The organism is Lelliottia wanjuensis, from assembly GCF_030238365.1.
GTDB classification, from domain to species: Bacteria; Pseudomonadota; Gammaproteobacteria; order Enterobacterales; family Enterobacteriaceae; genus Enterobacter; species Enterobacter wanjuensis.
The window spans coordinates 1-23,362 of the sequence record NZ_JASSOT010000052.1; the positions used below are offsets into that span (position 1 = coordinate 1).

Genomic DNA, 23,362 nt, shown 5'->3' on the forward strand with positions numbered 1-23,362 from the left:
CGTGGGGGAGGAAAATCCAAACAGCGCCGCGCCGAGAACGATGGCGAAACTGGCCCCGGCGTTAACGCCGAGAATGCCGGGGTCGGCGAGGGGGTTGCGGGTCAGAGTCTGCATCAGCGCTCCGGCGAGGCCCAGGGCCGCACCGGCCAGCAATCCGGCAAGGGTGCGCGGCAGTCGGGCGTCGAGCACAATAATGCAGTCTGCGCTCTGACAGGAGCCGGACAGGGCATCGACGATCGTGGACGCGGGCAGCGGTTTCGCGCCGACCAGCAGGCTGAGTGCCACAGCAAGAAATAGCAGTATCAATAATACGGGCACGGCAGTGGCGCGCACCGTCAAAGGGGAAGACGACATAGCAACATCCATGATTTGATAATGATAGTAATTATCGTTATCTATCTTATTTGGCTATGTTAGCATGTGCCGCCATGGAATTGGTAGAAAGTTAGATTTGAAGGCATTGTTATGACTAAACAATCCTGGCTGCTCAACCTCAGCCTGCTCAGGACCCACCCGGCGTTTCGCGCGGTGTTTATCGCCCGTTTTATCTCCATTTTATCCCTCGGCCTCTTGGGCGTTGCCGTCCCGGTACAGATCCAGGCCATGACGAACTCCAGCTGGCTGGTCGGTCTTTCGGTCACCCTGACGGGCAGCGCGATGTTTATCGGCCTGATGGTCGGCGGCGTGCTGGCGGACCGCTACGAGCGTAAAAAGCTGATCCTGCTGGCGCGCGGCACCTGCGGCGTGGGCTTCGTCGGGCTGTGTCTGAACGCCATGCTGCCGGAGCCGTCGCTTGTCGCGATCTATGCGCTCGGTTTGTGGGACGGTTTCTTTGCCTCGCTGGGCGTGACGGCGCTGCTGGCGGCTACGCCTGCGCTGGTCGGGCGTGAGAATTTGATGCAGGCCGGGGCGATCACCATGCTCACCGTGCGTCTGGGGTCGGTCATTTCTCCGATGGTCGGCGGCCTGCTGCTGGCGACCGGGAACGTGGCCTGGAACTACGGCCTGGCGGCGGCGGGGACCTTTATCACCACCCTGACCTTGCTGCGTCTGCCGCTGCTGCCCCCTCCGCCGCAGCCGCGCGAGCACCCATTGAAATCCCTGATGGCGGCGATCCGTTTTCTGTTCAGTAATCCGCTGATCGGTGGCATTGCGCTGCTGGGCGGGCTGCTGACGATGGCGAGCGCGGTGCGCGTGCTTTATCCGGCGCTGGCGCTGGAGTGGCAGATGAGCGCCTCGCAGATTGGCCTGCTGTACGCGGCGATCCCGCTCGGCGCGGCGTTTGGCGCGCTGACCAGCGGTAATCTGGCGCAGAGTGCGCGTCCGGGGCTGATTATGTTGTCTGCCACGCTGGCGTCCTTTATCGCCATCGGCTTCTTCAGCCTGATGCCGTTCTGGGCGCTGGGCGTGGTGTGTCTGGCGCTGTTTGGCTGGCTGAGCGCCATCAGTTCTCTGCTGCAATACACCCTGATTCAGACCCAGACGCCGGAAGGGATGCTCGGGCGGATCAACGGCCTGTGGACCGCGCAGAACGTGACGGGCGATGCGATTGGCGCGGCGATTTTAGGCGGGTTAGGGGTGATCATGACCCCGGTGGCGTCGGCGAGCAGCAGCGGGTTTGTATTAGCCATCATCGGGGTGATTTTGTTGATGACGTTGGCGGAGTTACGTCGGTTCCGCCAGGAGCCCGCCACGGTTTAAACCGGTGGACATTGCCGGGTGGCGGCTTCGCCTTACCCGGCCTACAAAACCCGTAACGACACGAAACGTAGGCCCGGTAAGGCGTAGCCGCCACCGGGCGCAGCGGTTATCCAAACACCGCACTCAGCCTCTGCAACACCAGCATCGCGCTGTAATAATCCAGCCGGAACGTCTCCGTCCCGAGCGCCCAAACGCGTTTGTTTTCGACGGACGGTAGGTGCGCCAGCAGCGGATTCGCGTAAATCGCATCGACATCTTTCTGGTCGCCCGCAAACAGGAACAACCCTTGCCCGTTCAGACCCGTCGCCAGGTTTTCACCCCCGAGCTGGATAATATCGTGGCGTTTCCCCTGGCTTTTTGACGTCGTCAGCCCGGCAGGCAGTTCCGCCAGCTGGAAACCGAGCTGTTGCAGGAATTTGCCCTGCGCGGATTCGGGCGTCCACAGGTTCGCGCTGTGCGCCGCGGCGGTGTAAACGATAGCGTTGACCGGCTGCGGCGGCAGCTTCATCTGCTGTTTCACCTGCGCGAGCTGCTTATCGAATTCGGCGATGCGCGCGGCGGCCTGCTTCTCCTGCCCGGTGATGGTCCCGAGCTGGGTCAGCAATGCCTGCCAGCTTTTGTCGTCGTAATTAATGACCAACGTCGGGGCGATAGCCGACAGCTGATCGTACAGCGCCAGCGCCGAATCACCGCCGGTGGCGCTAATCAGAATCAGATCCGGCATTTGCGCGGCCACGGCTTCGGCGCTCGGTTCGCCGATGTACAGGCGGCTCAGTTTGCGCGTTTTCGCGATATCGCCCCACTGGCGCATAAAGCCCTGCGCATCCGCCACCCGGTTGTTCGGCGTGGTTGCGCCGCTGGCAATGACCGGCGCGTCAATCGCCAGCAGGGAGCCGGTGAGGGTCACGCTGGTGGAGACAATGCGCGTCGGTTTGCTCTCAAGGGTGTGGGTACCCTGGCTGTCGCTCACCTGACGCGGCCAGTCGGCGGCGGTAGCTGAGGTTAGTCCTAAAACAAAAAGTCCTGCTAAAAGCAGGGCGTTACGGCAAACAGCGGGGAGTTTCACAAAGCGGCATCCTGTTTTCGTTGAAGTTAATGCTTCTCATTTTCATGAATGCGCCGAAGGGATGCAAGCGATAGTCGCACAAGATGCGCTGTCGGCGGTTGACACCGTCGCGCTCACCGATTAGGTTAGCCATCGAAAATATAAATGATAACTATTCGTAATGCGTTTATCGTTTAAGGAGGATGATATGGATACGTCATTGGCTGAGGAAGTTCAGCACACCGCGACCACGCTGCAATCAGACAGCTTTTTCTTTATGTCGCCTTATCGCAGTTTCACCACGTCAGGCTGTTTTGCCCGCTTTTCTGAATCCGCCGTCGGCGGCGACGATCCGGCTGGTGCCTTCCAGCAAAAACTGGCGCAGGCCTTCCGGCAGGCCAAAGCCCAGGGGATAACGCACCCGATTATGGTCGGCGCGATCCCGTTCGATACCCGCAAACCGTCGTCACTGTTTATTCCGCAAAGCTGGCAAACCTTCTCGCGCCCGGCGCGACAGAAATCCGCGCGCTACCTTCCAGGGGCGCAGGAATTGACCGTCACGAAGCGCACCGAAATCCCATCGCAGCCGATTTTCGAAGAGATGGTGGCCCGCGCCGCCGCGCTCACCGCCACGCCGCAGGTGAATAAAGTGGTGCTCTCGCGCCTGATTGATATCGCCGCCGATCAGAAGATCGACAGCGGGGCGCTGCTTGAGCGTCTGATCGCGCAAAACCCGGCCAGCTTTAACTTCCACGTGCCGCTCGAAGACGGCGGCGTGTTGCTCGGCGCCAGCCCGGAATTGCTGCTGCGCAAAGAGGGGGCGCATTTTAGCTCCCTGCCGCTGGCCGGTTCCGCGCGCCGTCAGCCGGACGACATGCTGGACCGCGAAGCCGGGAACAAACTGCTGGCCTCGGAAAAAGATCGTCACGAGCACGACCTGGTGACCCAGGCGATGAAAACTGTGCTCGAAACGCGCAGCCACCATCTGACCATGCCTTCCTCGCCGCAGCTGGTGACCACGCCGACGCTCTGGCATCTGGCGACGCCGGTCGAAGGCGAAGCGCGCGAGAACGAAAATGCCCTGACGCTGGCCTGCCTGCTGCACCCAACGCCTGCCCTGAGCGGTTTCCCGCATCAGGCGGCGAAACAGCTGATTGCTGAACTCGAGCCGTTCGATCGCGAACTGTTCGGCGGCATCGTCGGCTGGTGCGACAGCGAAGGCAACGGCGAGTGGGTCGTCACCATCCGCTGCGCGCGCATCCATGAAAAAACGGTTCGCCTGTTCGCGGGCGCGGGCATCGTCCCGGCCTCTTCGCCGGTCGGCGAGTGGCGCGAAACCGGGGTGAAACTTTCCACCATGCTCAACGTTTTTGGCCTGCACTGAGGAATCATCATGACCCTTCCCTTTACCCGCTGGCCCGAAGATTTTGCCCGGCGCTACCGCGAAAAAGGCTACTGGCAGGATCTGCCCCTGACCGACATTTTGACCCGCCACGCCGACCGAGAAGCGACGGCGATTATCGACGGCGAGCGCCAGTTCACGTATCGCCAGTTCCATCAGTCGGTCAACAATCTGGCGTCCGCATTGCAGGCGCAGGGCGTCAAGCGCGGCGAGACGGCGCTGGTGCAGCTCGGCAATGTCGCCGAGTTTTACATCACCTTCTTCGCGCTCCTGCAAGTGGGCGTCGCGCCCGTCAATGCCCTGTTCAGCCATCAGCGCAGCGAGCTGAACGCCTACGCCACGCAGATTGAACCGGCGCTGCTGATTGCCGACAGGCAGCACGCCCTGTTTGCGGGCGATGATTTCCTCAATACCTTTGTCGACCAGCACCGCTCCGTGCGCGTGGTGCTCCTGCGCGGTGATACGGGCGAACACGCCCTGGAAGCGGCGATAGCGCGCCCGGCGGATAACTTTATTGCCAGCCCAACGCCCGCCGATGAAGTGGCGTTTTTCCAGCTCTCCGGCGGCAGCACCGGCACGCCGAAGCTGATCCCGCGCACCCACAATGATTACTACTACAGCATTCTTCGCAGCAACGAGATTTGCGCCATCAACAGCCAGACGCGCTACCTGAACGCGCTGCCCGCCGCGCATAACTACGCGATGAGTTCCCCCGGGTCGCTGGGCGTGTTCCTTGCGGGCGGCTGCGTGGTGCTGGCGAACGATCCAAGCGCGACGCTCTGTTTTCCCCTGATTGAAAAGCATCAGATCAACGTCACCTCGCTGGTGCCACCGGCGGTCAGCCTGTGGTTGCAGGCGATTGCCGAAGGGGCGGGCAACGCCCAGCTCGCGTCGCTGGCGCTGCTGCAGGTGGGCGGGGCGCGCTTGTCTGCGACCCTTGCCGCGCGGATTCCGGCGGAGATCGGCTGCCAGCTACAGCAGGTGTTTGGCATGGCGGAAGGGCTGGTGAACTACACCGCGCTTGACGATTCGCCAGAAAAAATCATGAACACCCAGGGCCGTCCGATGTGTCCGGACGACGAAGTGTGGGTCGCGGATGAGCACGGTAATCCGCTGCCGCGCGGCGAAGTCGGACGCCTGATGACGCGCGGGCCGTACACTTTCCGCGGCTATTTCAAGAGCCTGGAGCACAACGCCAGCGCCTTTGACGCCGACGGCTTCTACTGCTCGGGCGATCTGATCGCCATCGACGAACAGGGCTACATCACCGTTCAGGGGCGTGAGAAAGATCAGATCAACCGCGGGGGCGAGAAGATCGCCGCCGAAGAGATCGAAAACCTGCTCCTGCGCCACGAGGCGGTGATCCATGCGGCGCTCGTCAGCATGGAAGACAGCCTGCTGGGCGAGAAAAGCTGCGCGTATCTGGTGGTGAAAACCCCGCTGCGGGCGGTGGACGTGCGGCGTTTCCTGCGCGAGCAGGGCGTGGCGGATTTCAAGCTGCCGGATCGCGTGGAGAGCGTGGATGCGCTCCCGCTGACGCCGGTAGGAAAAGTGGACAAGAAACAATTGCGCCTGTGGCTGGCCGAACGCGCCCAGGGCTGAGGAGTTAAACATGGCAATTCCAAAATTAACCGGCTATGCGCTGCCAACGGCGGCCGAACTGCCAAACAACAAAGTGAGCTGGGCGTTTGAGCCGGAGCGCGCGGCGCTGCTGATCCACGATATGCAGGAATACTTCCTCAACTTCTGGGGCGATAACTGCCCGATGATGGAGCAGGTGGTGGCGAACATCGCTGCGCTGCGCGAGTACTGCAAAAAGCACAACATTCCGGTCTATTACACCGCCCAGCCGAAAGAGCAGAGCGATGAAGATCGCGCCCTGCTGAACGACATGTGGGGACCGGGCCTGACCCGTTCTCCGGAGCAGCAGCGCATTGTCGCCGAACTGGCCCCTGACGAAGCCGATACCGTGCTGGTGAAGTGGCGCTACAGCGCGTTCCACCGCTCGCCGCTGGAGCAGATGCTCAAAGAGACCGGGCGCAATCAGCTGCTGATCACCGGTGTTTATGCCCATATCGGCTGCATGACCACCGCCACCGATGCGTTTATGCGCGACATCAAACCCTTCTTCATCGCCGATGCGCTGGCCGATTTCAGCCGCGAAGAGCACCTGATGTCCCTCAACTACGTGGCGGGCCGTACCGGTCGCGTGGTGATGACCGACGAACTGCTGCCGTCCGTACCGGCAAGCAAAGAGGCCCTGCGCGCGGTGGTGCTGCCGCTGCTGGATGAATCCGACGAGCCGATGGATGACGAGAACCTGATCGATTACGGTCTGGACTCTGTGCGCATGATGGCCCTCGCCGCCCGCTGGCGCAAAGTGCATGGCGATATCGACTTTGTGATGCTGGCGAAAAATCCGACCATTGATGCCTGGTGGGCGCTGCTCTCCCGCGAGGTGAAGTGATGGCCGGGTTTGATTTCACGGGTAAAACCGTCTGGGTCACCGGGGCCGGAAAGGGCATCGGTTACGCTACGGCGCAGGCTTTTGCTGAGGCGGGCGCGCGGGTGACTGGTTTTGATCTCGCGTTCCCGGAGCAGGAATATCCGTTCGCCACTGAGGTGCTGAACGTAGCGGATGCCACCCAGGTGAGCGACGTTTGCGGGCGCGTGCTGGCGACAGTCGAGCGCCTCGACGTGCTGGTTAACGCGGCAGGGATTTTGCGCATGGGCGCGACGGATCAGCTCTCGCAGGACGACTGGCAGCAGACTTTTGCCGTCAACGTCGGCGGGGCGTTTAACCTGTTCCAGCAGACGATGGGCCAGTTCCGCCGTCAGCAGGGCGGGGCGATTGTCACCGTCGCGTCTGATGCGGCGCACACCCCGCGCATCGGCATGAGCGCGTACGGTGCATCGAAAGCGGCGCTGAAAAGCCTGGCGCTGACCGTCGGGCTAGAGCTGGCGGGCAGCGGCGTGCGTTGCAATATTGTCTCGCCGGGGTCGACGGATACGGACATGCAGCGCACCCTGTGGGTGAGCGATGACGCCGAGCAGCAGCGCATTCGCGGGTTCGGCGAGCAGTTTAAGCTCGGCATTCCGCTCGGCAAGATTGCGCGTCCGCATGAAATTGCCAATACCATTCTGTTCCTCGCCTCGGATCTCGCCAGCCACATCACGCTGCAGGATATTGTGGTTGACGGCGGCTCAACCCTGGGGGCGTAAATGATCTGGAAACGTCATTTGTCCCTTGAAGAGCTGAACGCCACCAGTCTGAACACCATGGTGGCGCATCTTGGGATGGTTTACACCCGTATCGGTGACGATACCCTCGAAGCCGAAATGCCGGTGGATGCACGGACGCATCAACCGTTTGGCCTGCTGCACGGCGGGGCCTCGGCGGCGCTGGCGGAGACGCTCGGCTCAATGGCCGGTTTCCTGATGACCCGCGATGGGCAAAACGTGGTGGGTACGGAGTTGAATGCCACCCATCATCGCGCCGTGTCGCAGGGGAAAGTGCGCGGCGTGTGCCAGCCGTTGCACCTGGGGCGGCAGAACCAGAGCTGGGAGATTGTAGTGTTCGACGAGCAGGGACGGCGGTGTTGTACCTGTCGGTTAAGCACGATGGTGTTGGGGTAGGTTTTGTGCCCGCCTGTTTGTCGGGTGGCGGCTGCGCCTTACCCGACCTACAAAATCCCCGAATGTAGGCCCGTTAAGCGTTAGCGCCACCGGGCAATCCCCCCGCGAAGGTGATCTCCGTAACAATGTCGCGTAAATATCTGGTTTGACCACGCATTATTGAGTTTCAAAGTTGTTAAATTTTAAGCCGTGATCTAGAAACAAAATGTAACATCTCACTGTTTCACGCTAACGGAAAACAACTATGAACAACTCAGGGAAATACCTCATCTGGGCCGTGCTCTCCGTTGTGGGCGCATTCGCTCTGGGCTATATCGCCCTCAATCGTGGTGAACAGATCAATGCGCTATGGATTGTCGTCGCTTCCGTCTGCATTTATCTGATCGCGTATCGTTTTTATGGCCGTTTTATTGCCGACAAAGTGCTGGCGGTCGACGGCACGCGCATGACGCCTGCGGTTCGTCATAACGACGGGCTGGACTATGTGCCTACCGATAAAAAAGTGTTGTTCGGTCACCACTTCGCCGCGATTGCCGGGGCGGGGCCGTTGGTCGGGCCGGTGCTGGCCGCGCAGATGGGCTATCTGCCTGGGATGATCTGGATCCTCGCGGGCGTGGTGCTGGCCGGTGCGGTGCAGGACTTCATGGTGCTGTTTGTCTCCACCCGCCGCGACGGGCGCTCGCTCGGTGAGCTGGTGAAAGAGGAGATGGGCGCCACGGCTGGGGTGATTGCGCTGATCGCCACCTTTATGATCATGGTGATCATTCTGGCGGTGCTGGCGATGATCGTGGTGAAAGCCCTGACCCACAGTCCGTGGGGAACCTACACCGTGGCCTTCACCATTCCGCTGGCGATTTTCATGGGGATCTACATTCGCTATATCCGCCCTGGGCGTATCGGTGAAGTGTCGGTCATCGGGCTGTTCTTCCTGGTCTTCGCGATTATCTCCGGCGGCTGGGTGGCGGAAAGCCCAACCTGGGCGCCGTACTTTGACTTTACCGGCGTGCAGCTGACCTGGATGCTGGTGGGCTACGGTTTTGTGGCGGCGGTACTGCCGGTCTGGTTGCTGCTGGCCCCGCGCGATTACCTCTCTACTTTCCTGAAAATCGGCACCATTGTCGGTCTGGCGATCGGCATTCTGATCATGCGTCCGACGCTGACCATGCCAGCTCTGACCAAATTCATCGACGGCACCGGCCCGGTCTGGACCGGCAACCTGTTCCCGTTCCTGTTTATCACCATCGCCTGCGGGGCGGTGTCTGGCTTCCACGCGTTGATTGCTTCCGGGACTACGCCGAAAATGCTGGCCAATGAAAATCAGGCCTGCCTGATAGGCTACGGCGGCATGTTGATGGAGTCCTTCGTGGCGATTATGGCGCTGGTCTCGGCCTGCATCATCGATCCGGGCGTGTACTTTGCGATGAACAGCCCGATGGCGGTACTGGCTCCGGCCGGAACCGTTGACGTGGTGGCCTCTGCGGCACAGGTGGTGAGCGGCTGGGGCTTCGCGATTACCCCGGAAACCCTGACCCACATTGCGAACGAAGTGGGCGAGCAGTCGATTATCTCCCGTGCGGGCGGTGCGCCGACGCTGGCGGTAGGGATGGCGTATATCCTTCACGGCGCGCTCGGCGGGCTGATGGATGTGTCGTTCTGGTATCACTTCGCGATTCTGTTCGAAGCGCTGTTCATCCTCACGGCGGTCGATGCCGGGACGCGTGCGGCGCGCTTTATGCTCCAGGATTTGCTGGGGGTGATCTCCCCGAATCTGAAGCGCACCGATTCCCTGCCCGCCAACCTGCTGGCAACGGCGCTGTGCGTGCTGGCGTGGGGTTATTTCCTTCATCAGGGGGTCGTGGATCCGCTCGGTGGGATTAACACCCTGTGGCCGCTGTTCGGTATCGCCAACCAGATGCTGGCCGGCATGGCGCTGATGCTTTGCGCGGTCGTGCTGTTCAAGATGAAACGCCAGCGTTACGCGTGGGTGGCACTGCTGCCGACGGCGTGGCTGCTGATCTGTACGCTCACCGCGGGCTGGCAGAAAGCGTTTAGCCCGGATAATAAAGTTGGCTTCCTCGCCATTGCCAATAAGTTCCAGGCGATGATCGACAGCGGCAAAATCCCGATGCAGTACACGGAGTCACAGCTCTCGCAACTGGTGTTTAACAACCGTCTGGATGCCGGGCTGACCATCTTCTTTATGGTGGTGGTTGTGGTGCTGGCGTTGTACTCTCTGAAGACCGCGCTGGCGGCGCTGAAAGAAGACAAGCCGACCGCGAAAGAGACGCCATACGAGCCGATGCCGCAAAATCTGGAAGAGATTGTGACGCAGGCGAAAGGGGCGCATTAACCATTATCACTCACCCCTCACCCCGGCCCTCGCCCCATAGGGGAGAGGGTGAAAACCGCACCGAGCAGTCCCCTCTCCCCTATGGGGAGAGGGTTAGGGTGAGGGGTAAGGGGACAACACGAGAATCAACCATGTTCGATACCCTATCCAAAGCAGGGAAATACCTCGGCCAGGCGGCCAAAATGATGATCGGTGTGCCGGATTACGACAACTATGTTGAGCATATGCGCGTCACGCATCCGGACCAGACGCCGATGACCTACGAGGAGTTTTTCCGCGATCGTCAGGACGCCCGTTACGGCAGCAAAGGCGGGGCGAAGTGCTGTTAACCCTCTTTCGGGAAGTAAAGGCTGATTTGTTCCTGGGTGCAGCCGTAAATGGCGGCCAGCTTTTCGCGGGTACGTTTTTGCGGGCGGGAGTCCAGCGCTTCGAGCTGTGAAACGGCGGACTGGCTGATGCCCAGTTTGTCGGCCACTTCCTGCTGGGACAGGCCGCGCAGAATGCGCCAGGCAGCCTGCAGGCTGACGTTTTCGTAAGTCATGATGCTGCAGACGTCATTTGGCAATCCAACGCCATCGTCGGTGCCGCTCTCCTTATCAATTCTCTCCCAGTCATCTTCATTTTCGTCGTCGTACTCAGCGGTTTGCAGAAGCATACGGAAATAGTCGGCGTAAGGGATGACGGCGTACTGCGGGTTCCCGTCCGCATCAGCGATAAATTGTACATCCATAGGGGGCATTCTCCTCGTGAAGATAAGTTGTCGTCGTGCGTCGCTTAACCGCGATGAGATAGCACTCATTTCGCGATTCGCCTTGCATCAAAAAGATAACGCGGTATTCACCGACTCTGAGGCGATAGTACTCGCCAGGCATCGTCAGTTTTTTAATGTCCAAATATGGCGAGTTTTGATTCGCTATCGCGTTTAACTTTTCCTGAATCCTTTTTTGCGAAAGAGAATCAAGTTTGGCTAAATCTTTTTTCGCCGGTCTGGACCAAATAACCCTCATCTGTGACGTCACTCTACACCCCTTCGAATTATAAGGAAATAATAAGACTATTAGACAAATTCCGAATTTCTTATACGTCACTCTAGAGCGCGGGATTTGACGGCGAAAGGGGCAAAACGAAGGGTGTCGAGGCGGCTCGCAAGCGCCTCTGTCAGGCGACAGAGGCGTGCAAAAAATGTGGAAGCAGGCTTCAGGCGTTTAACCCTCCATCCACGTCCAGACCGGTGCCGGAGATCTGCCCGGCGGCAGGGCTTGCCAGGAAGGTGACCGCCGCCGCGATATCTTCCGGCTGGCCGTAATGACCGGTGGCAATCAGCTGGCGCTGAGAGTCGGCCTGTTCGCCATCTTCCGGGTTCATGTCGCTGTTGGTCGGGCCGGGATGGACCAGATTGACGGTGATCCCGCGCGGACCCAGATCGCGGGCCAGACCGCGAGTCAGGGAGTTAAGCGCCGATTTGGTCATGGAGTAGACGGAGATTCCCGGCTGGGCGACGCGGTTGGCGAGACAGCTGCCGATATTGATGATGCGCCCGCCGTCAGAGAGATGAACGAGTGCGGCCTGGGTGGCGATGACCACACCGCGGATGTTGACGTTGATCAGGGCGTCGATGTCCGCCAGCGTCATGGACTCCAGCGGGCCGCCGCGCGCAATCCCGGCATTGTTGACCAGAATATCCAGCCCACCCAGGGTTCGCGCCGCATGAGTCACGGCATCCTGAATGGCCTGGGCGCTGGCGCTGTCAGCCTGAATCGCCTCGCTGTGACGCCCAAGTGCGGCGATCTCATCGGCGACGGCCTGAGCTTTGTCGGCGGATTTTTCATACGTAATAACCACGTCAGCCCCGGCCCGGGCTAATGACAGCGCAATCGCACGCCCCAAACCACGACTGGCGCCGGTAACCAGCGCCTTCTTACCCGTTAAATCAATCTGCATGATGACCTCGTTGAGAGTGGTGAGAATCATCATTAGGTATAGACGGTCGGGGCGATTAGCGGCTGAAGTTTTCCACCTTCACCAGCGCAGCGTAAAGCGTCTCAGGCGTGAGGGTCACCGGCAGGAAGTGGATCGACTCCACCGGGCGCAGCGTATGGGCGATCACCTTATCCAGCTCGGCGCGATTGTGGATATCCACGTCCAGTTCACGCAGGGTTGTCGGCAGATGAAAACGCTGATACGCCGCGATTAACTGCGTGAGAACGTCGTCCTGACCGAGCAGGGCGCTCTGCACCAGGATGCCGTAGGCGACTTTGGTGCCGTGGAGGAATTTGTCAGTCTGCGGCAGGACCGTTAATCCGTTGTGTACCGCATGCGCGGCGGCCACGCGGGTGTAGCGCTCGCCCAGCCCGCCGACCATCCCGCCACCGGCGATAATGGCATCGACCACATCGCGAAACGCCTGCGACTGCTCGCCACGAGCCTGATCCGCCAGCGCCTGTTCGCTGCTCTCCAGCAGCACGTCGCGGATCGCCAGCGCGCCGTTGATGCCGAGTCGCACCGTCAGAGACAGCTCTTCCGGTTTTGGGGCCAGCACCACCGCTTCGTACCATTTCGCCAGCGTATCGCCGATCCCTGCCAGCAGATACTCCGCCGGGGCGTTGAGGATAATTTGCGGCTCGACCAGCACCAGGAAGTTGGCGTCATCGAAAATCTCAAACTGCAGCGCCTGACCGGCGTCGTTGTACCACACGGAGAGCGGCGTCCAGGCCGCGCAGGTAGCGGCAATCGTTGGAATGCCGACGAATGGCGCATTCAGTCGACGCGCCACCGCTTTGACCGTGTCGAGCACCGCGCCGCCGCCCACGCCGATCACCACGCTGACGTCCGTACCCGATTCATTCACCAGATGGGTGACATCGCGCTCGCTGCAGTGGCCTTTAAACAGCAGATGCTTCGCCCCAGGCGCGTTGAAACTCTCCGGCAGGAACGGACGGGCACCGTCGATGGCGCGTTCGCCGTAGATCCATACCGCGCGGGAAAGCTGCTCCGGGGTGAAGAAATCGTTCAGGCGCGCGAGGCTGCCGCTGTGGGAGAAATAGTTTGCCGGGCCGGGTACGACGCGAATATCAGTGTTGCTCATGAGGGTGTCCTTTTTGCGAAGCGCTAACCCGATGTTATGTCTGGACATCCGGATGGCTAATAATATTTCGCTTTATCTTATGCCTTTTCACTCGTTGCCAGTCAACCCCAGCTGTGAAAAATTCCATAAATCAAAATATTAAATGAGAAGGAATGACAGCGGATGGGTTCCAGTCGCCTTGAGATGCGCGGTATCAGCCTGGCCTTTTCCGGCTTTCAGGCGCTGTCACGTGTGGATTTCACCCTGACGGGCGGATCCGTCCATGCGCTGACGGGGGCCAACGGGGCGGGAAAATCAACGCTGATGGCGGTGCTCTGCGGTACGCATGACCACTACGAGGGTGAAATCAGCATTAACAATCAGCCAGTGGGCATCCGCGAGCCGCTGGACGCCAAACAGCTGGGGATTCACCTGGTGCAGCAGGAAGTGGACGTGGCGCTGATCCCGGGGCTTAGCATCGCGGAAAACATCATGCTCGATAATCTGGCGCAGCCGGGCCATCGCTATCGCTGGCGTGCGATTCGCGAGCAGGCGCAGCAGGCCCTGGCGCAGCTGGATGTCTCCCTCAACGTCCGTCGTTCCATCGATAGCTGCACCCTTGCCGAAAAGCAGCAAATTCTGCTGGCGCGAGCCCTGTCTCACCACTGCCGTTTTCTGATCCTCGATGAACCCACCGCTCCGCTGGACGCCCACGAAAGCGAGCGTCTGTTCGCGGTGGTCCGTCGCCTGCAACAGCAGGGCATCGGGGTGGTGTTTATCTCCCATCGCATTCACGAGCTGAAAGCCATCTGCGACACCTTAACGGTGCTGCGCGACGGCAAGCTGATTGAGTCCGGCCCGATGGCGTCGCTCTCGGGCGAAGCCATCGTCGAGAAGATGCTCGGCCACGAGCTGAGCGATATCTACCCGCCAGCGAGGCCGCCGCACAGCGACGAAACCCTGCTGCGCGTGGAAGGACTGCACGACGAAGCGCTGCTGAAAGATATCTCTCTGCACCTGCGCAAAGGCGAAATTCTGGGTATCGCAGGGCTTGCCGGAGCGGGGAAAACCGAGCTGTGCAAAGCGCTGTTTGGCGCCTCGAAAAGCCGGGTCGACAGCGGAGAGTTAAATCATCAGGCATGGAAACCGCGCGATCCGGCGGATTCCGTGCTGCGCGGGCTGGCGCTGGTGCCGGAAGAGCGGCGCAAAGAGGGCATTTTTATCGACGAGCCAGTGAGCATGAATCTGGCCGTCAGCGCGGATAACAGCTTCTCGCGCTGGAGCCTGTTTGGTCATCGTCAGGCGTGGCGTTGGGCCGAAGAGGTGATCGCTCGCGTCGGCGTGCGGGCGCGCGGGCCGGGGCAGGTTCTGCGCCGTTTGTCGGGCGGGAATCAGCAGAAAGTGGCGATTGGCAAATGGCTGCGCGGTAACGCCAGCGTACTGATTTTTGACGAGCCGACCAAAGGCGTGGACGTGAAGGCCAAAACCGATCTGTTCCAGCTGATCGACGGTCTGGCGCGCGAAGGCAAAGGGGTGATCTATGCCTCGGGCGAATTCGCCGAGCTGGTAGGGTTGTGCGACCGCATCTGCGTGCTGTGGGACGGGAAGATCGTGGCGGAGATCGCCGGGGCCGAGGCCCGCGAAGAGACATTACTTTATTATTCAACCGGAGGTACGGCGTCGTGAGCAAGGCCCTTTCAGTGAATGCGACGGCGTCGGGCCGTCAGCAGTTTTTCGATTTTCTCTACAAATGGGGCATGTTGCTGACCGTGGTCGCGCTGGTGGCGATTTTTGGCATCGCGTCGGACAACTTCCTCGACCCGTTCAACATCATCAATATCCTGCGATCGATCGCCATTGTGACGGTGATTGCGATTGGGGTGTCGATCTCGCTGACCGTCGGCGGGTTTGATCTCTCCGTTGGTTCAACGGCGTCGCTGGCAAATGCGCTGGTGATTTCGCTCTTCGTCTGGCACGGCTTCGGCACCACCGAATCGATTCTGATCACCCTGGCCCTCTGTACGCTGGTCGGGCTGTTTAACGCTTTCCTGATTGTCATTCTGCGCATTCCGGACATGCTGGCGACCCTTGCCAGTCTGTTTGTGATCCAGGGCGTGGCGATGACCTACAGCTACGGTGGCTCCATTACCGAAAACATGGTGCTGCCGAGCGGCGACATGGCCGAAGGGACCATTCCGGCGGCGTTTGGCCTGCTCGGCCAGGTGCCGACCATCGTGATCATCATGCTGGTGGTGACGGTGCTGGCGCAGCTCGGGCTATCGCTGACCACCCACGGGCGACGTATGTACGCCATCGGCGGCAACCCGGAAGCGGCGCGCCTGTCCGGCATTCGCACTACGCGTTACAAAGTGGCGGCGTATGTGATCGCCTCTCTGCTGGCCGGGTTAGGCGGGATTTTGCTGGCGTCACGCATTGGATCGTCGCAGGTGAATGCGGGCGGCGGGTATTTGATGGACGCTGTGGCCGCAGCGTGGATTGGCTTCTCGCTCGCCGGTTCCGGCAAGCCCAACGCGCTGGGGACGCTGGTCGGGGCGGTGATTTTAGGCGTGCTCTCCAACGGGCTGGTGATGCTCTCGGTTCCGTATTACGCGATGGACATTATAAAAGGGCTGGTGCTGGCAGTGGCGCTGGCGATGACCTACATACAAAAACGTTAAAACTTAACAACACAACGGGATAACAGAATGAAAAAAATCGCACTCTCTTTAGCGGCGCTGGGATTATTGACGGCATTGCCAGGCTACGCGGCGACGCCTGCACCGGTTCCGGCGGCCATTGCCAACCATGAAGGCCCGATTCGTATCGCGGTGATCCGCAACCTCGGCTCAGACGACAACACCACGCAGTTTGTCTCGGGCGCGATTCAGGAAGGGAAAAAGCTCGGCTTTAAAGTCAGCACCTTTTTAAGCAACGGCGACGACGCCAAATTCCAGGATTTCGTTAACCAGGCCATCAGCCAGAAGTATGACGGGATCATCCTCTCTCAGGGCCGCGACCCGTACTCCACGGCGCTGGTGAAAAAAGCGGTCGATGCCGGGATCAAAGTGGCGGTGTTCGATACCGCCGTTAACGGTGAAATTCCGGGCGTGACCGTCACCCAGCAGGATGACGCCTCCCTGACCAATCTCTCCTTCGGCCAGTTGGCGAAAGATTTCAACGGCAAAGCCAATATCATCAAGCTGTGGGTCGCGGGCTTCCCGCCGATGGAGCGTCGTCAGGCGGCGTATCAGGAATTGCAAAAGCAGTATCCGGGCATCAAAGAGCTGGAGTCTATTGGCGCGGTATCGTCTGACGTGCAGGGCGACACGGCGAACAAAGTCGGAGCCGTGCTGGCGAAATACCCGAAAGGCCAGATCGATGCGATCTGGGGCACCTGGGACGCCTTCAGCCAGGGCGCTTATAAGGCGCTCAAAGAGAACGGTCGCACCGAGATCAAACTCTATAGCATCGATATTTCGAATCAGGATCTGCAGCTGATGCGCGAATCCGGCAGCCCGTGGAAAGTGAGCGTGGCGGTCGATCCTAAGCTGATTGGGGCGACTAACGTGCGTCTGATCGCCAATAAGATCGCGGGCGAAACCACGCCTGCGACCTACGACTTTAAAGCGGCGGCGATCCCGCAGGCGCTGCTGGCGGCCCAGCCGGGTGCAGTGAACGTGGCGTCGCTCGGGAAAATCATTCCGGGCTGGGGTCAGACCGAAGATTTTATCGCGCCGTGGTTTGCGACTCTCGAAGCCAAGAGCAAGTAACATTGCCCGGTGGCGCTGCGCTTACCGGGCCTACAACAAAACGTAGGCCGGATAAGGCGTAGCCGCCATCCGGCAAAAGGAACGGATATGTCCTCTCAATTACCTCGCCCTGACTACAGCCGCAATATGCGTCTGATCGGCCACAGCGATCAGGGCGGCCGCCCGGACGGCGTGCAGCTGATGGTGCATCGCGGCTTTGCTTATATCGGCCATATGGTGTCGCAGGGCTTTTCCATCGTCGACGTGCGTGACCCGAAAAACCCGAAAGCAGCGGGCTACGTGCCTGCGCCGCCGGGGACCTGGAACGTGCATCTGCAGGCTCACGACGATCTGCTGCTGGTCATTAACGCCCGCGATCTGTTTGCCGACGCCCGCTTTGCCGACGAGAAGGTCTATTACACCCGTCAGGTCGGCCACACCGTCAGCGACGTGCAGGACAAGGGCTGGAGCGCGGGGCTGCGGATTTTTGATATCTCCACGGCGGACAAACCGCGTGAAATCAGCTTCCTGTCTCTCGACGGGATCGGCATTCACCGCATCTGGTACGTCGGCGGGCGCTGGGCCTATGTCTCGGCGCTGATCGACGGCTTTACCGACTACATTTTCCTGACCATCGATCTGGCCGATCCGCGTAAACCGGAGGTGGCGGGCCGCTGGTGGTTACCGGGGATGAATCAGGCGGATGGCGAAGAGCCGACCTGGCCGGAAGGTAAACGCCACGCCCTGCATCACGCCATTATCGCGGGCGAAACCGCCTACGGCAGCTGGCGCGACGGCGGTTTAACTCTGCTGGATGTGAAGGACAGAACCCAGCCGAAGCTGATTAGCCATCGCAACTGGAGCCCGCCGTTTGGCGGCGGAACCCACACCGCGCTGCCGCTCCCGGACCGGGATCTGCTGGTGGTACTCGACGAAGCGGTGCTTGATAATCAGGAAGACGGCGAAAAGCTGATCTGGCTGTTTGATATCCGCGAGCCGTCGAACCCGGTCAGTATTTCGACCTTCCCGCAGCCGGATGAAACGGATTACGTGGCAAAAGGCGCACACTTCGGGCCGCATAATCTGCACGAAAACCGGCCTGGGAGTTTTATCAGCTCGACGCTGATTTTCGCGACGTATCAGAATGCGGGCGTGCGCGCGTACGACATTTCAAACCCGTACCGCCCGGTGGAAACCGGTGCGCTGGTGCCCGCCGCACCGGCAAAAATGATGGACACGCGGCCGAATCGCCCGCAGGTGATTCAGTCATGCGATGTGTTCGTGGATGCGCAGGGGATCATTTACAGCACCGATTACAACGGCGGATTGTCGGTGATTGAGTATTTGGGGTAATCGTAGCGGACGGGTTTTGTAGGCCGGGTAAGGCGAAGCCGCCACCCGGCAACAAATTCAACTGTACTGACGTACCCGCGCCACCAATTCTTCGGCGCTGTCGATACGGTCGGCGATCACAATCAACGCTCTGCCGAGGGTAATGGCGTGACGCAGGCATTCGTGGCACATCGCCTCGTCGGCAATGGTATCGATATCCGCCACGTGCGACAGCCCTACGCTGCGGCGAATCAGCTCCGTACCGCAAAAACCAATCGCATCGGTCCAGACTTTTTTCAGAAACTCAGAGGCATAGCCGGGCGCGCTGAGGGCGGCATCGCGGGTTTTTTCACGCGCCAGCGCCTGGAAGCGTTCGGCAAAGGTGTTCCACAGCTCCTGAATATCCGTCAGGCGCTGCTCGCGGGCGGCAGCCGCATCACGGATCCCCAGATGCCCCGGCAGACCGCAGAAGTTCAGCAGCAGATTGCCGATGGCGGTGCCGATATCAAACCCGATCGGGCCGTAATAACCGAACTCGGCGTCAATGGCCTTCAGGCTGTCTTGTGCGACAAAAATCGAGCCGCTGTGGATGTCGCCGTGCAGCAGGGCTTCGGCCTGCGAGAAGAAGCGGTGTTTGAGGGACGCGACGGCGATTTTCAGGCGATCGTCATTGCGCAGGGCGGAAACGTCCGCCTCCAGCTCGGCCGGATAGTTATTGCGCTCGTGGATCTGGTACGGATCGTTAAAGAACAGGTCTTCGGTGATCTCGCACATCTCCGGATTGATGTATTTCGCCACCTGCGCTTTTTTGGCGTGCGGGTGCAGGTAAAAGTCGCTGGTGTGGAACAGGGTGTGGGCCAGATATTCCCCCAGCTGGCGCGAAGCCTGCGGGTAATACGCGCCGCTAATCAGTTCGCCGCGCCAGATTTTGTGGCTGGAGAGATCTTCCATCACCATCACCGCCAGTTCCGGGTCGTAGTGGTGAATTTTTACCGTGTGTTGCGGGCTGTGCTGATAGTGCTCGACCAGGGTCTGCGCTTCAAGACGGGCGCGATCCAGCGTCAGCGGCCAGGACTCGCCGACGCAGCGCACATAGGGCAGCGCCTGCTTGACGATGATGCGGCTCACGCCCTCGGCATCAAAAATTTTAAACACCAGATTGAGGTTGCCGTCGCCCACTTCCTGCGCCTCCACCAGCGATGATGGGTTATCGAGGCCGCCAAACTGCTTTGCATAGTCCACGGCATCCTGGGCGGTAAAGGTACGGTATTGCGACATTGCCTGTTCCTCATCAGTTCTGGTAATAAAGACATTTAGACGTCTATACATCTGAATTTTATCCTGACACAATGTGATACAACAACGCAACAGAGAATTAACGATATGCAGACATTACAGACGACCAGCCTGCGGGTGGCGGATAATCAGCTATTTATTCTCGACCAACAGGCGCTTCCGCAGGAGAAACGCTGGCTGGATGCCTCAACGGTAGAGGCGCTGGTCGGCCACATTCACGCCCTCCGGGTGCGCGGCGCGCCGCTGATCGGGCTCTCTGCCAGCCTGCTGTTGGCGCTGCTGGCTGAGTCAGGCAAAAGCCGCGACGAGCTGGCGCTGGCCCTTGAAACTCTGCGCGCGTCACGCCCGACGGCGGTGAATCTGATGAACAATCTCGACCGCATGAAGCAGGCGCTGGGGCAGGAGGATTTTGTTCCGGCGCTGACCGCTGAAGCTCTGCGTCTGATTGAGGAGGACAAACAGCTCTGTGATGCCATCGCCCGCGCGGGGAGCGAACTGGTAAAACCGGGAAGCCGTTTGCTGACTCACTGCAACACCGGTGGGCTGGCGACGGCGGGCGTCGGCACCGCGCTGGGGGTGATTGCGGTGGCGCATCAGCAGGGGAAAATCGCCAATGTCTGGGTGGATGAAACGCGTCCCCTGTTGCAGGGCGGCAGACTCACCGCCTGGGAGTTGGGCGAACTGGGCGTGCCGTATCAGCTGATCACCGATTCCATGGCCGCCAGCCTGATGGCGAAAGGGCTGGTGGATGCGGTGTGGGTCGGGGCGGATCGCATTGCTGCCAACGGCGATGTGGCGAACAAAATCGGGACTTACTCGCTGGCGGTGCTGGCGAAATTCCACGGTATTCCGTTCTACGTCGCGGCCCCGCAAACCACGCTGGACCCGAACTGTCCGAACGGTGAGGCGATCCCGATTGAGCAGCGTGCCGCCAGCGAAGTGACGGGCGTCGCCGGGAGTTTTGGTACGGTGCAGTGGGCTCCGGAAGAGGTGAAAGTCTACAACCCGGCGTTTGACGTTACGCCTGCGGCGCTGATCAGCGGGTGGGTGCTGGATACGGGCGTGGTGTGGCCGCACGAGGTGGCAGCAGGGAAATTCGCCTGAGTCCGGCTATCCTTTAAGGGCCTTCCCTGAAGAGGATCAAATCGTGACGCTTAATCCCGACACTGACTTAAAACTGGAACGCGTGGTGAATGCGCCACGCGACCTGCTGTGGCTGTGCTGGACAACGCCCGAGCACATCAAACAGTTCTTCATTCCTGTTCCGCATAAAGTGCTCGAGTGTGACCTCGACCTGCGCGTGGGCGGGCGTTTTAACACGGTTTTTGAGGTGGACGGCCAACGGATGGACAACAAAGGCGTCTTTCTGGAGATCGACCCGGGTAAGAAACTGGTCTTTACCGATGGCTATACGGAAGGCTGGAAACCTGCAGAACACCCGTTCATGACGGCGATTTTGTTGCTGGAAGATGTGGGGGAGGGGCAAACGCGGTATACCGCCATTGCGCGTCATCCCACGGCGGAAATCCGCGAGCAGCACGAGAAGATGGGCTTCCATGAAGGTTGGGGGATTGTGTTGGATCAGCTGGTGGTTTATGCGAATGGGTTGCCGCGCTGAATGTTGAGACCCCCTCTCCCTTGAGGGAGAGGGTTGGGGTGAGGGGGAAAATTACGTGATCATGTTCCAGACAGGTTTTCTCTCTTTTTGACTCTCATCTGGCGAATGATGGGATTCCCTTGTTCATCAAAATACCTCTCAGGCCAGATCACTTCCGGTGAAGTATTGAGTGCCTGAGCGATGAGCAATTCTCCTTTTGGCCATGGGCGACTGAGCGCATTTGCTAATGTCGATGATGAAAGCCCTGCTTGACGGGACAGTGCTGCGAGGCTGGTTCCGTGCTTCTTTAATGCAGCAATGATATCGGCAGTGTGCCAATTTTGATGGTTCATGGTGTTCTCCTTACATGTGTTTTGTAAGTGTTCAATTATCCCGTTTTGGGATAAAAACGCAATGAGAGGATATTCGATTTCAGGATATTTGTATGGAATCGGAACAATGGCCTCAGTTTACTCAGATGAATACCAGCGTGTTATCAATGCATTAAAGACTGCTCGCAAAGAGCGTGGAATCACTCAGGCGCAGCTTGCTGAGGCTTTGGGCAAACCGCAGTCATTTATTGCAAAAGTGGAAAGCGGTGAACGCCGACTTGATGTTGTGGAGTTTGTGCATTTGGCGAGGTTGGTTGGAGTTGAACCAACCAACGTAATTAATTCTATAAATAAAAATTAAAACGTGAGTCTTTATGTTAGAGAAAGCTTCCGAGTTACTAGAGAAATTTATAGAAATTGAGAGGCAAGAGCTCAGTAAAATCGATATGCCTCATATGCCTACATTAGGATCTGCGTATGAAGAAATTACCAAACAAGGCATTGATCAAGAATTTATTATCCCTAAAGGGTTAAATCTTAAAGTAGTTTCTGGATTTATCTCGATTAATGGTGAGATGCTACCTCAGCAAATTGATGGAATGTTAGTCTGTGGTGATGGAGCTCAATATGGGCGCACAACTCAATATATATATCCAATAGATCAAATTCTTTGTATATTTGAAGTTAAAAAGACATTGAATAAATCTGATTATATAGATGCGTTTGATCATCTTAGAGTTATTAGGCATAAATATTCGAAATACTTCGAATCCAAATTTCAAGATCCTGATTTCGAACCTGATATTTCTATAGCTAGTAAGCATTTTTCTCAAATAACGGGAAGAGAGTCACCTAGGTATTACAGTGATATTCATTCATTGTCCAAACCAGATGGGATATTATTTTATGCCTTAGTGCAAGAAAGTTTGGCTCCCTCAAGTATCATTCATGGATATGGCGGTTATGTAACAGAGTCTGGAATGAGGAATGCGTTTCTGGATATTATAACTGAGAAAAGTGAGGTTTCAGGGCATGGGTTAGGTGTTCCAAGCTTGCCAGCGTTAGTGACAACAAACAAAATTAGTATAGTGAAAGCTAATGGAATACCTTTCCTTGGGGTTAACAAAAATAGGCATTGGGCAGCATTAGTATCGATGCGAGATAATGCAGCAAGAATTATGCTGGAAATAATTTGGTCAAAAATATCATTATATTTTAAGCTTGGAATACCATGGGGTGATGATTCTCAAATTGAAAATATGGCTCCCTTACTATATGCGATCCCTTTGGAAAAAGGTGGCAAAGTTGGTTGGCTTTACAAATCTGTAGAAATGAAAGAAAGCGAGTTGCAAAAGCGAGATTTTTCACAAGAGTGGGAGCCAGAGAAAATCGATGAAGATATGCAATCCGTATTTAATCGTATGCTATTTTCTGGTGGTTATATCCATTTGGATGATATTGCTAAAATAGCTGAGAATTACAATGAAACAAAAAATGAGTTGTTAGATAAACTCATGGGTATTTTTTTATTTAAGCAAGTTGGTGATTATATTAGACCTATATGTTCAACTATGGCAATGGTTTCCGATGAAAAAGGAACCAAATATTTAACTTCTAATCTTGATAGTCTGGATGTCTGGTGCGATAAAAGAGGCTTGCGTAAAAATTATATTAATTTGGTTATTGCGGAATAGTGTTGATAATTTTTATCAAACTCAGTCGTCACAGTTGAGTGACAAAAGCCGGGTGGCGCTGGCGCTTACCCGGCCTACGGGATCGGAGATTGAATACGCCGGGTGGCGGCTACGCCTTACCCGGCCTACAAAAACCGCCGATCGTGTAGGTCGGGTAAGGCGCA

At 58.3% G+C, this 23,362-nt stretch carries 24 protein-coding genes; 16 read left to right on the forward strand and 8 right to left on the reverse strand.

The window, feature by feature from the left end:
• Positions 1-354, reverse strand: a 354-nt coding sequence (locus tag QQF33_RS06505; RefSeq protein WP_285157598.1) for an iron chelate uptake ABC transporter family permease subunit, incomplete at its 3' end; no start/stop codon positions are given.
• 111 nt (positions 355-465) lie between these two features.
• Here QQF33_RS06505 and entS point away from each other — a divergent pair.
• Positions 466-1,701 carry an enterobactin transporter EntS gene (gene entS, locus QQF33_RS06510; RefSeq protein WP_285146670.1) on the forward strand — a complete coding sequence of 412 codons (1,236 nt, stop codon included), beginning with the start codon at positions 466-468 and terminating at the stop codon, positions 1,699-1,701.
• Positions 1,702-1,807: 106 nt separating this feature from the next.
• Here entS and fepB read toward each other — a convergent pair whose 3' ends face one another.
• Positions 1,808-2,767, reverse strand: a complete 960-nt coding sequence (gene fepB / locus QQF33_RS06515; RefSeq protein ID WP_285157599.1) for a Fe2+-enterobactin ABC transporter substrate-binding protein — start codon at positions 2,765-2,767, stop codon at positions 1,808-1,810.
• Positions 2,768-2,954: 187 nt separating this feature from the next.
• On the opposite strand from fepB, the gene entC reads away from it, so the two are divergent.
• The 7 genes from entC (at position 2,955) to QQF33_RS06550 (ending at position 10,463) form a co-directional block, all read left to right on the forward strand.
• Positions 2,955-4,130, forward strand: a complete 1,176-nt coding sequence (gene entC, locus QQF33_RS06520) for an isochorismate synthase EntC (RefSeq protein ID WP_285157600.1) — start codon at positions 2,955-2,957, stop codon at positions 4,128-4,130.
• Between the two features lie 9 nt (positions 4,131-4,139).
• Positions 4,140-5,750, forward strand: a complete 1,611-nt coding sequence (gene entE, locus QQF33_RS06525) for a (2,3-dihydroxybenzoyl)adenylate synthase EntE (protein ID WP_285157601.1) — start codon at positions 4,140-4,142, stop codon at positions 5,748-5,750.
• A 10-nt stretch (positions 5,751-5,760) separates the two neighbouring features.
• On the forward strand, positions 5,761-6,615 hold the full coding sequence (locus tag QQF33_RS06530; RefSeq protein WP_282493829.1) for an isochorismatase: 855 nt from the start codon (positions 5,761-5,763) through the stop codon (positions 6,613-6,615).
• Positions 6,615-7,370, forward strand: a complete 756-nt coding sequence (entA, locus tag QQF33_RS06535) for a 2,3-dihydro-2,3-dihydroxybenzoate dehydrogenase EntA (RefSeq protein WP_285157602.1) — start codon at positions 6,615-6,617, stop codon at positions 7,368-7,370. The genes QQF33_RS06530 and entA overlap by 1 nt, the downstream gene beginning before the upstream one ends.
• A complete protein-coding gene (gene entH / locus QQF33_RS06540) occupies positions 7,371-7,784 on the forward strand; it encodes a proofreading thioesterase EntH (protein ID WP_012016530.1) in 414 nt (137 codons plus the stop codon).
• A 244-nt stretch (positions 7,785-8,028) separates the two neighbouring features.
• Entirely contained in the window at positions 8,029-10,134 is a 2,106-nt protein-coding gene (gene cstA, locus QQF33_RS06545) for a pyruvate/proton symporter CstA (protein ID WP_285146661.1), read from the forward strand.
• Between the two features lie 131 nt (positions 10,135-10,265).
• Positions 10,266-10,463 carry a YbdD/YjiX family protein gene (locus QQF33_RS06550; protein ID WP_100777263.1) on the forward strand — a complete coding sequence of 66 codons (198 nt, stop codon included), beginning with the start codon at positions 10,266-10,268 and terminating at the stop codon, positions 10,461-10,463.
• Here the strand turns inward: QQF33_RS06550 and QQF33_RS06555 are convergent.
• The 4 genes from QQF33_RS06555 to QQF33_RS06570 all read right to left on the reverse strand — a co-directional run bounded on the left by QQF33_RS06555 (position 10,460) and on the right by QQF33_RS06570 (position 13,219).
• Entirely contained in the window at positions 10,460-10,864 is a 405-nt protein-coding gene (locus QQF33_RS06555) for a helix-turn-helix domain-containing protein (protein ID WP_285146660.1), read from the reverse strand. The genes QQF33_RS06550 and QQF33_RS06555 overlap by 4 nt on opposite strands.
• Positions 10,842-11,141, reverse strand: coding sequence for a type II toxin-antitoxin system RelE family toxin (locus tag QQF33_RS06560; RefSeq protein ID WP_285148756.1), 300 nt, complete (start codon positions 11,139-11,141; stop codon positions 10,842-10,844). The genes QQF33_RS06555 and QQF33_RS06560 overlap by 23 nt, the downstream gene beginning before the upstream one ends.
• Positions 11,142-11,331: 190 nt before the next feature.
• On the reverse strand, positions 11,332-12,075 hold the full coding sequence (locus QQF33_RS06565; protein ID WP_285146658.1) for an SDR family NAD(P)-dependent oxidoreductase: 744 nt from the start codon (positions 12,073-12,075) through the stop codon (positions 11,332-11,334).
• 55 nt (positions 12,076-12,130) lie between these two features.
• Positions 12,131-13,219, reverse strand: coding sequence for an oxidoreductase (locus tag QQF33_RS06570; RefSeq protein WP_285148711.1), 1,089 nt, complete (start codon positions 13,217-13,219; stop codon positions 12,131-12,133).
• 162 nt (positions 13,220-13,381) lie between these two features.
• Here QQF33_RS06570 and QQF33_RS06575 point away from each other — a divergent pair, with 162 nt between their 5' ends.
• The 4 genes from QQF33_RS06575 to QQF33_RS06590 all read left to right on the forward strand — a co-directional run bounded on the left by QQF33_RS06575 (position 13,382) and on the right by QQF33_RS06590 (position 18,300).
• A complete protein-coding gene (locus tag QQF33_RS06575; protein ID WP_285148713.1) occupies positions 13,382-14,884 on the forward strand; it encodes a sugar ABC transporter ATP-binding protein in 1,503 nt (500 codons plus the stop codon).
• Positions 14,881-15,876 (forward strand): ABC transporter permease, encoded by a 996-nt coding sequence (locus QQF33_RS06580; RefSeq protein ID WP_285148715.1) that lies wholly within the window; start codon positions 14,881-14,883, stop codon positions 15,874-15,876. The genes QQF33_RS06575 and QQF33_RS06580 overlap by 4 nt, the downstream gene beginning before the upstream one ends.
• Before the next feature lie 27 nt (positions 15,877-15,903).
• On the forward strand, positions 15,904-16,968 hold the full coding sequence (locus QQF33_RS06585; protein ID WP_285148716.1) for a sugar ABC transporter substrate-binding protein: 1,065 nt from the start codon (positions 15,904-15,906) through the stop codon (positions 16,966-16,968).
• Positions 16,969-17,055: 87 nt separating this feature from the next.
• Positions 17,056-18,300 (forward strand): LVIVD repeat-containing protein, encoded by a 1,245-nt coding sequence (locus QQF33_RS06590; RefSeq protein WP_285146655.1) that lies wholly within the window; start codon positions 17,056-17,058, stop codon positions 18,298-18,300.
• Positions 18,301-18,357: 57 nt separating this feature from the next.
• Here the strand turns inward: QQF33_RS06590 and mtnK are convergent, their stop codons facing one another.
• Positions 18,358-19,557: an S-methyl-5-thioribose kinase gene (gene mtnK / locus QQF33_RS06595; RefSeq protein ID WP_285148717.1), complete on the reverse strand. Its 1,200-nt coding sequence runs from the start codon at positions 19,555-19,557 to the stop codon at positions 18,358-18,360.
• Positions 19,558-19,662: 105 nt separating this feature from the next.
• Here mtnK and mtnA point away from each other — a divergent pair, with 105 nt between their 5' ends.
• Complete coding sequence (gene mtnA / locus QQF33_RS06600) at positions 19,663-20,679, forward strand: S-methyl-5-thioribose-1-phosphate isomerase (RefSeq protein ID WP_285146653.1); 1,017 nt, start codon at positions 19,663-19,665, stop codon at positions 20,677-20,679.
• Between the two features lie 43 nt (positions 20,680-20,722).
• The gene (locus QQF33_RS06605) at positions 20,723-21,193 is read left to right on the forward strand and encodes an SRPBCC family protein (RefSeq protein ID WP_285146652.1); all 471 of its coding nucleotides are present in this window, start codon (positions 20,723-20,725) and stop codon (positions 21,191-21,193) included.
• A gap of 59 nt (positions 21,194-21,252) precedes the next feature.
• On the opposite strand, the gene QQF33_RS06610 is transcribed toward QQF33_RS06605, so the two are convergent.
• Positions 21,253-21,525: a helix-turn-helix domain-containing protein gene (locus QQF33_RS06610; protein ID WP_285146651.1), complete on the reverse strand. Its 273-nt coding sequence runs from the start codon at positions 21,523-21,525 to the stop codon at positions 21,253-21,255.
• A 106-nt stretch (positions 21,526-21,631) separates the two neighbouring features.
• Here QQF33_RS06610 and QQF33_RS06615 point away from each other — a divergent pair, with 106 nt between their 5' ends.
• Complete coding sequence (locus QQF33_RS06615; RefSeq protein WP_285146650.1) at positions 21,632-21,865, forward strand: helix-turn-helix domain-containing protein; 234 nt, start codon at positions 21,632-21,634, stop codon at positions 21,863-21,865.
• Positions 21,866-21,878: 13 nt separating this feature from the next.
• Positions 21,879-23,198 (forward strand): DUF6602 domain-containing protein, encoded by a 1,320-nt coding sequence (locus QQF33_RS06620; RefSeq protein ID WP_285146649.1) that lies wholly within the window; start codon positions 21,879-21,881, stop codon positions 23,196-23,198.
• Positions 23,199-23,362: the final 164 nt, after the last annotated feature.

What these genes read in the sequence shown, in the direction of transcription:
- entS (WP_285146670.1), top strand. Translation starts at nt 466, where the DNA reads ATGACTAAACAATCCTGGCTGCTCAACCTCAGCCTGCTCAGGACCCAC.
- entC (WP_285157600.1), top strand. Translation starts at nt 2,955, where the DNA reads ATGGATACGTCATTGGCTGAGGAAGTTCAGCACACCGCGACCACGCTG.
- entE (WP_285157601.1), top strand. Translation starts at nt 4,140, where the DNA reads ATGACCCTTCCCTTTACCCGCTGGCCCGAAGATTTTGCCCGGCGCTAC.
- QQF33_RS06530 (WP_282493829.1), top strand. Translation starts at nt 5,761, where the DNA reads ATGGCAATTCCAAAATTAACCGGCTATGCGCTGCCAACGGCGGCCGAA.
- entA (WP_285157602.1), top strand. Translation starts at nt 6,615, where the DNA reads ATGGCCGGGTTTGATTTCACGGGTAAAACCGTCTGGGTCACCGGGGCC.
- entH (WP_012016530.1), top strand. Translation starts at nt 7,371, where the DNA reads ATGATCTGGAAACGTCATTTGTCCCTTGAAGAGCTGAACGCCACCAGT.
- cstA (WP_285146661.1), top strand. Translation starts at nt 8,029, where the DNA reads ATGAACAACTCAGGGAAATACCTCATCTGGGCCGTGCTCTCCGTTGTG.
- QQF33_RS06550 (WP_100777263.1), top strand. Translation starts at nt 10,266, where the DNA reads ATGTTCGATACCCTATCCAAAGCAGGGAAATACCTCGGCCAGGCGGCC.
- QQF33_RS06555 (WP_285146660.1), bottom strand. Translation starts at nt 10,864, where the DNA reads ATGGATGTACAATTTATCGCTGATGCGGACGGGAACCCGCAGTACGCC.
- QQF33_RS06560 (WP_285148756.1), bottom strand. Translation starts at nt 11,141, where the DNA reads ATGAGGGTTATTTGGTCCAGACCGGCGAAAAAAGATTTAGCCAAACTT.
- QQF33_RS06565 (WP_285146658.1), bottom strand. Translation starts at nt 12,075, where the DNA reads ATGCAGATTGATTTAACGGGTAAGAAGGCGCTGGTTACCGGCGCCAGT.
- QQF33_RS06570 (WP_285148711.1), bottom strand. Translation starts at nt 13,219, where the DNA reads ATGAGCAACACTGATATTCGCGTCGTACCCGGCCCGGCAAACTATTTC.
- QQF33_RS06575 (WP_285148713.1), top strand. Translation starts at nt 13,382, where the DNA reads ATGGGTTCCAGTCGCCTTGAGATGCGCGGTATCAGCCTGGCCTTTTCC.
- QQF33_RS06585 (WP_285148716.1), top strand. Translation starts at nt 15,904, where the DNA reads ATGAAAAAAATCGCACTCTCTTTAGCGGCGCTGGGATTATTGACGGCA.
- QQF33_RS06590 (WP_285146655.1), top strand. Translation starts at nt 17,056, where the DNA reads ATGTCCTCTCAATTACCTCGCCCTGACTACAGCCGCAATATGCGTCTG.
- mtnK (WP_285148717.1), bottom strand. Translation starts at nt 19,557, where the DNA reads ATGTCGCAATACCGTACCTTTACCGCCCAGGATGCCGTGGACTATGCA.
- mtnA (WP_285146653.1), top strand. Translation starts at nt 19,663, where the DNA reads ATGCAGACATTACAGACGACCAGCCTGCGGGTGGCGGATAATCAGCTA.
- QQF33_RS06610 (WP_285146651.1), bottom strand. Translation starts at nt 21,525, where the DNA reads ATGAACCATCAAAATTGGCACACTGCCGATATCATTGCTGCATTAAAG.
- QQF33_RS06615 (WP_285146650.1), top strand. Translation starts at nt 21,632, where the DNA reads ATGGCCTCAGTTTACTCAGATGAATACCAGCGTGTTATCAATGCATTA.
- QQF33_RS06620 (WP_285146649.1), top strand. Translation starts at nt 21,879, where the DNA reads ATGTTAGAGAAAGCTTCCGAGTTACTAGAGAAATTTATAGAAATTGAG.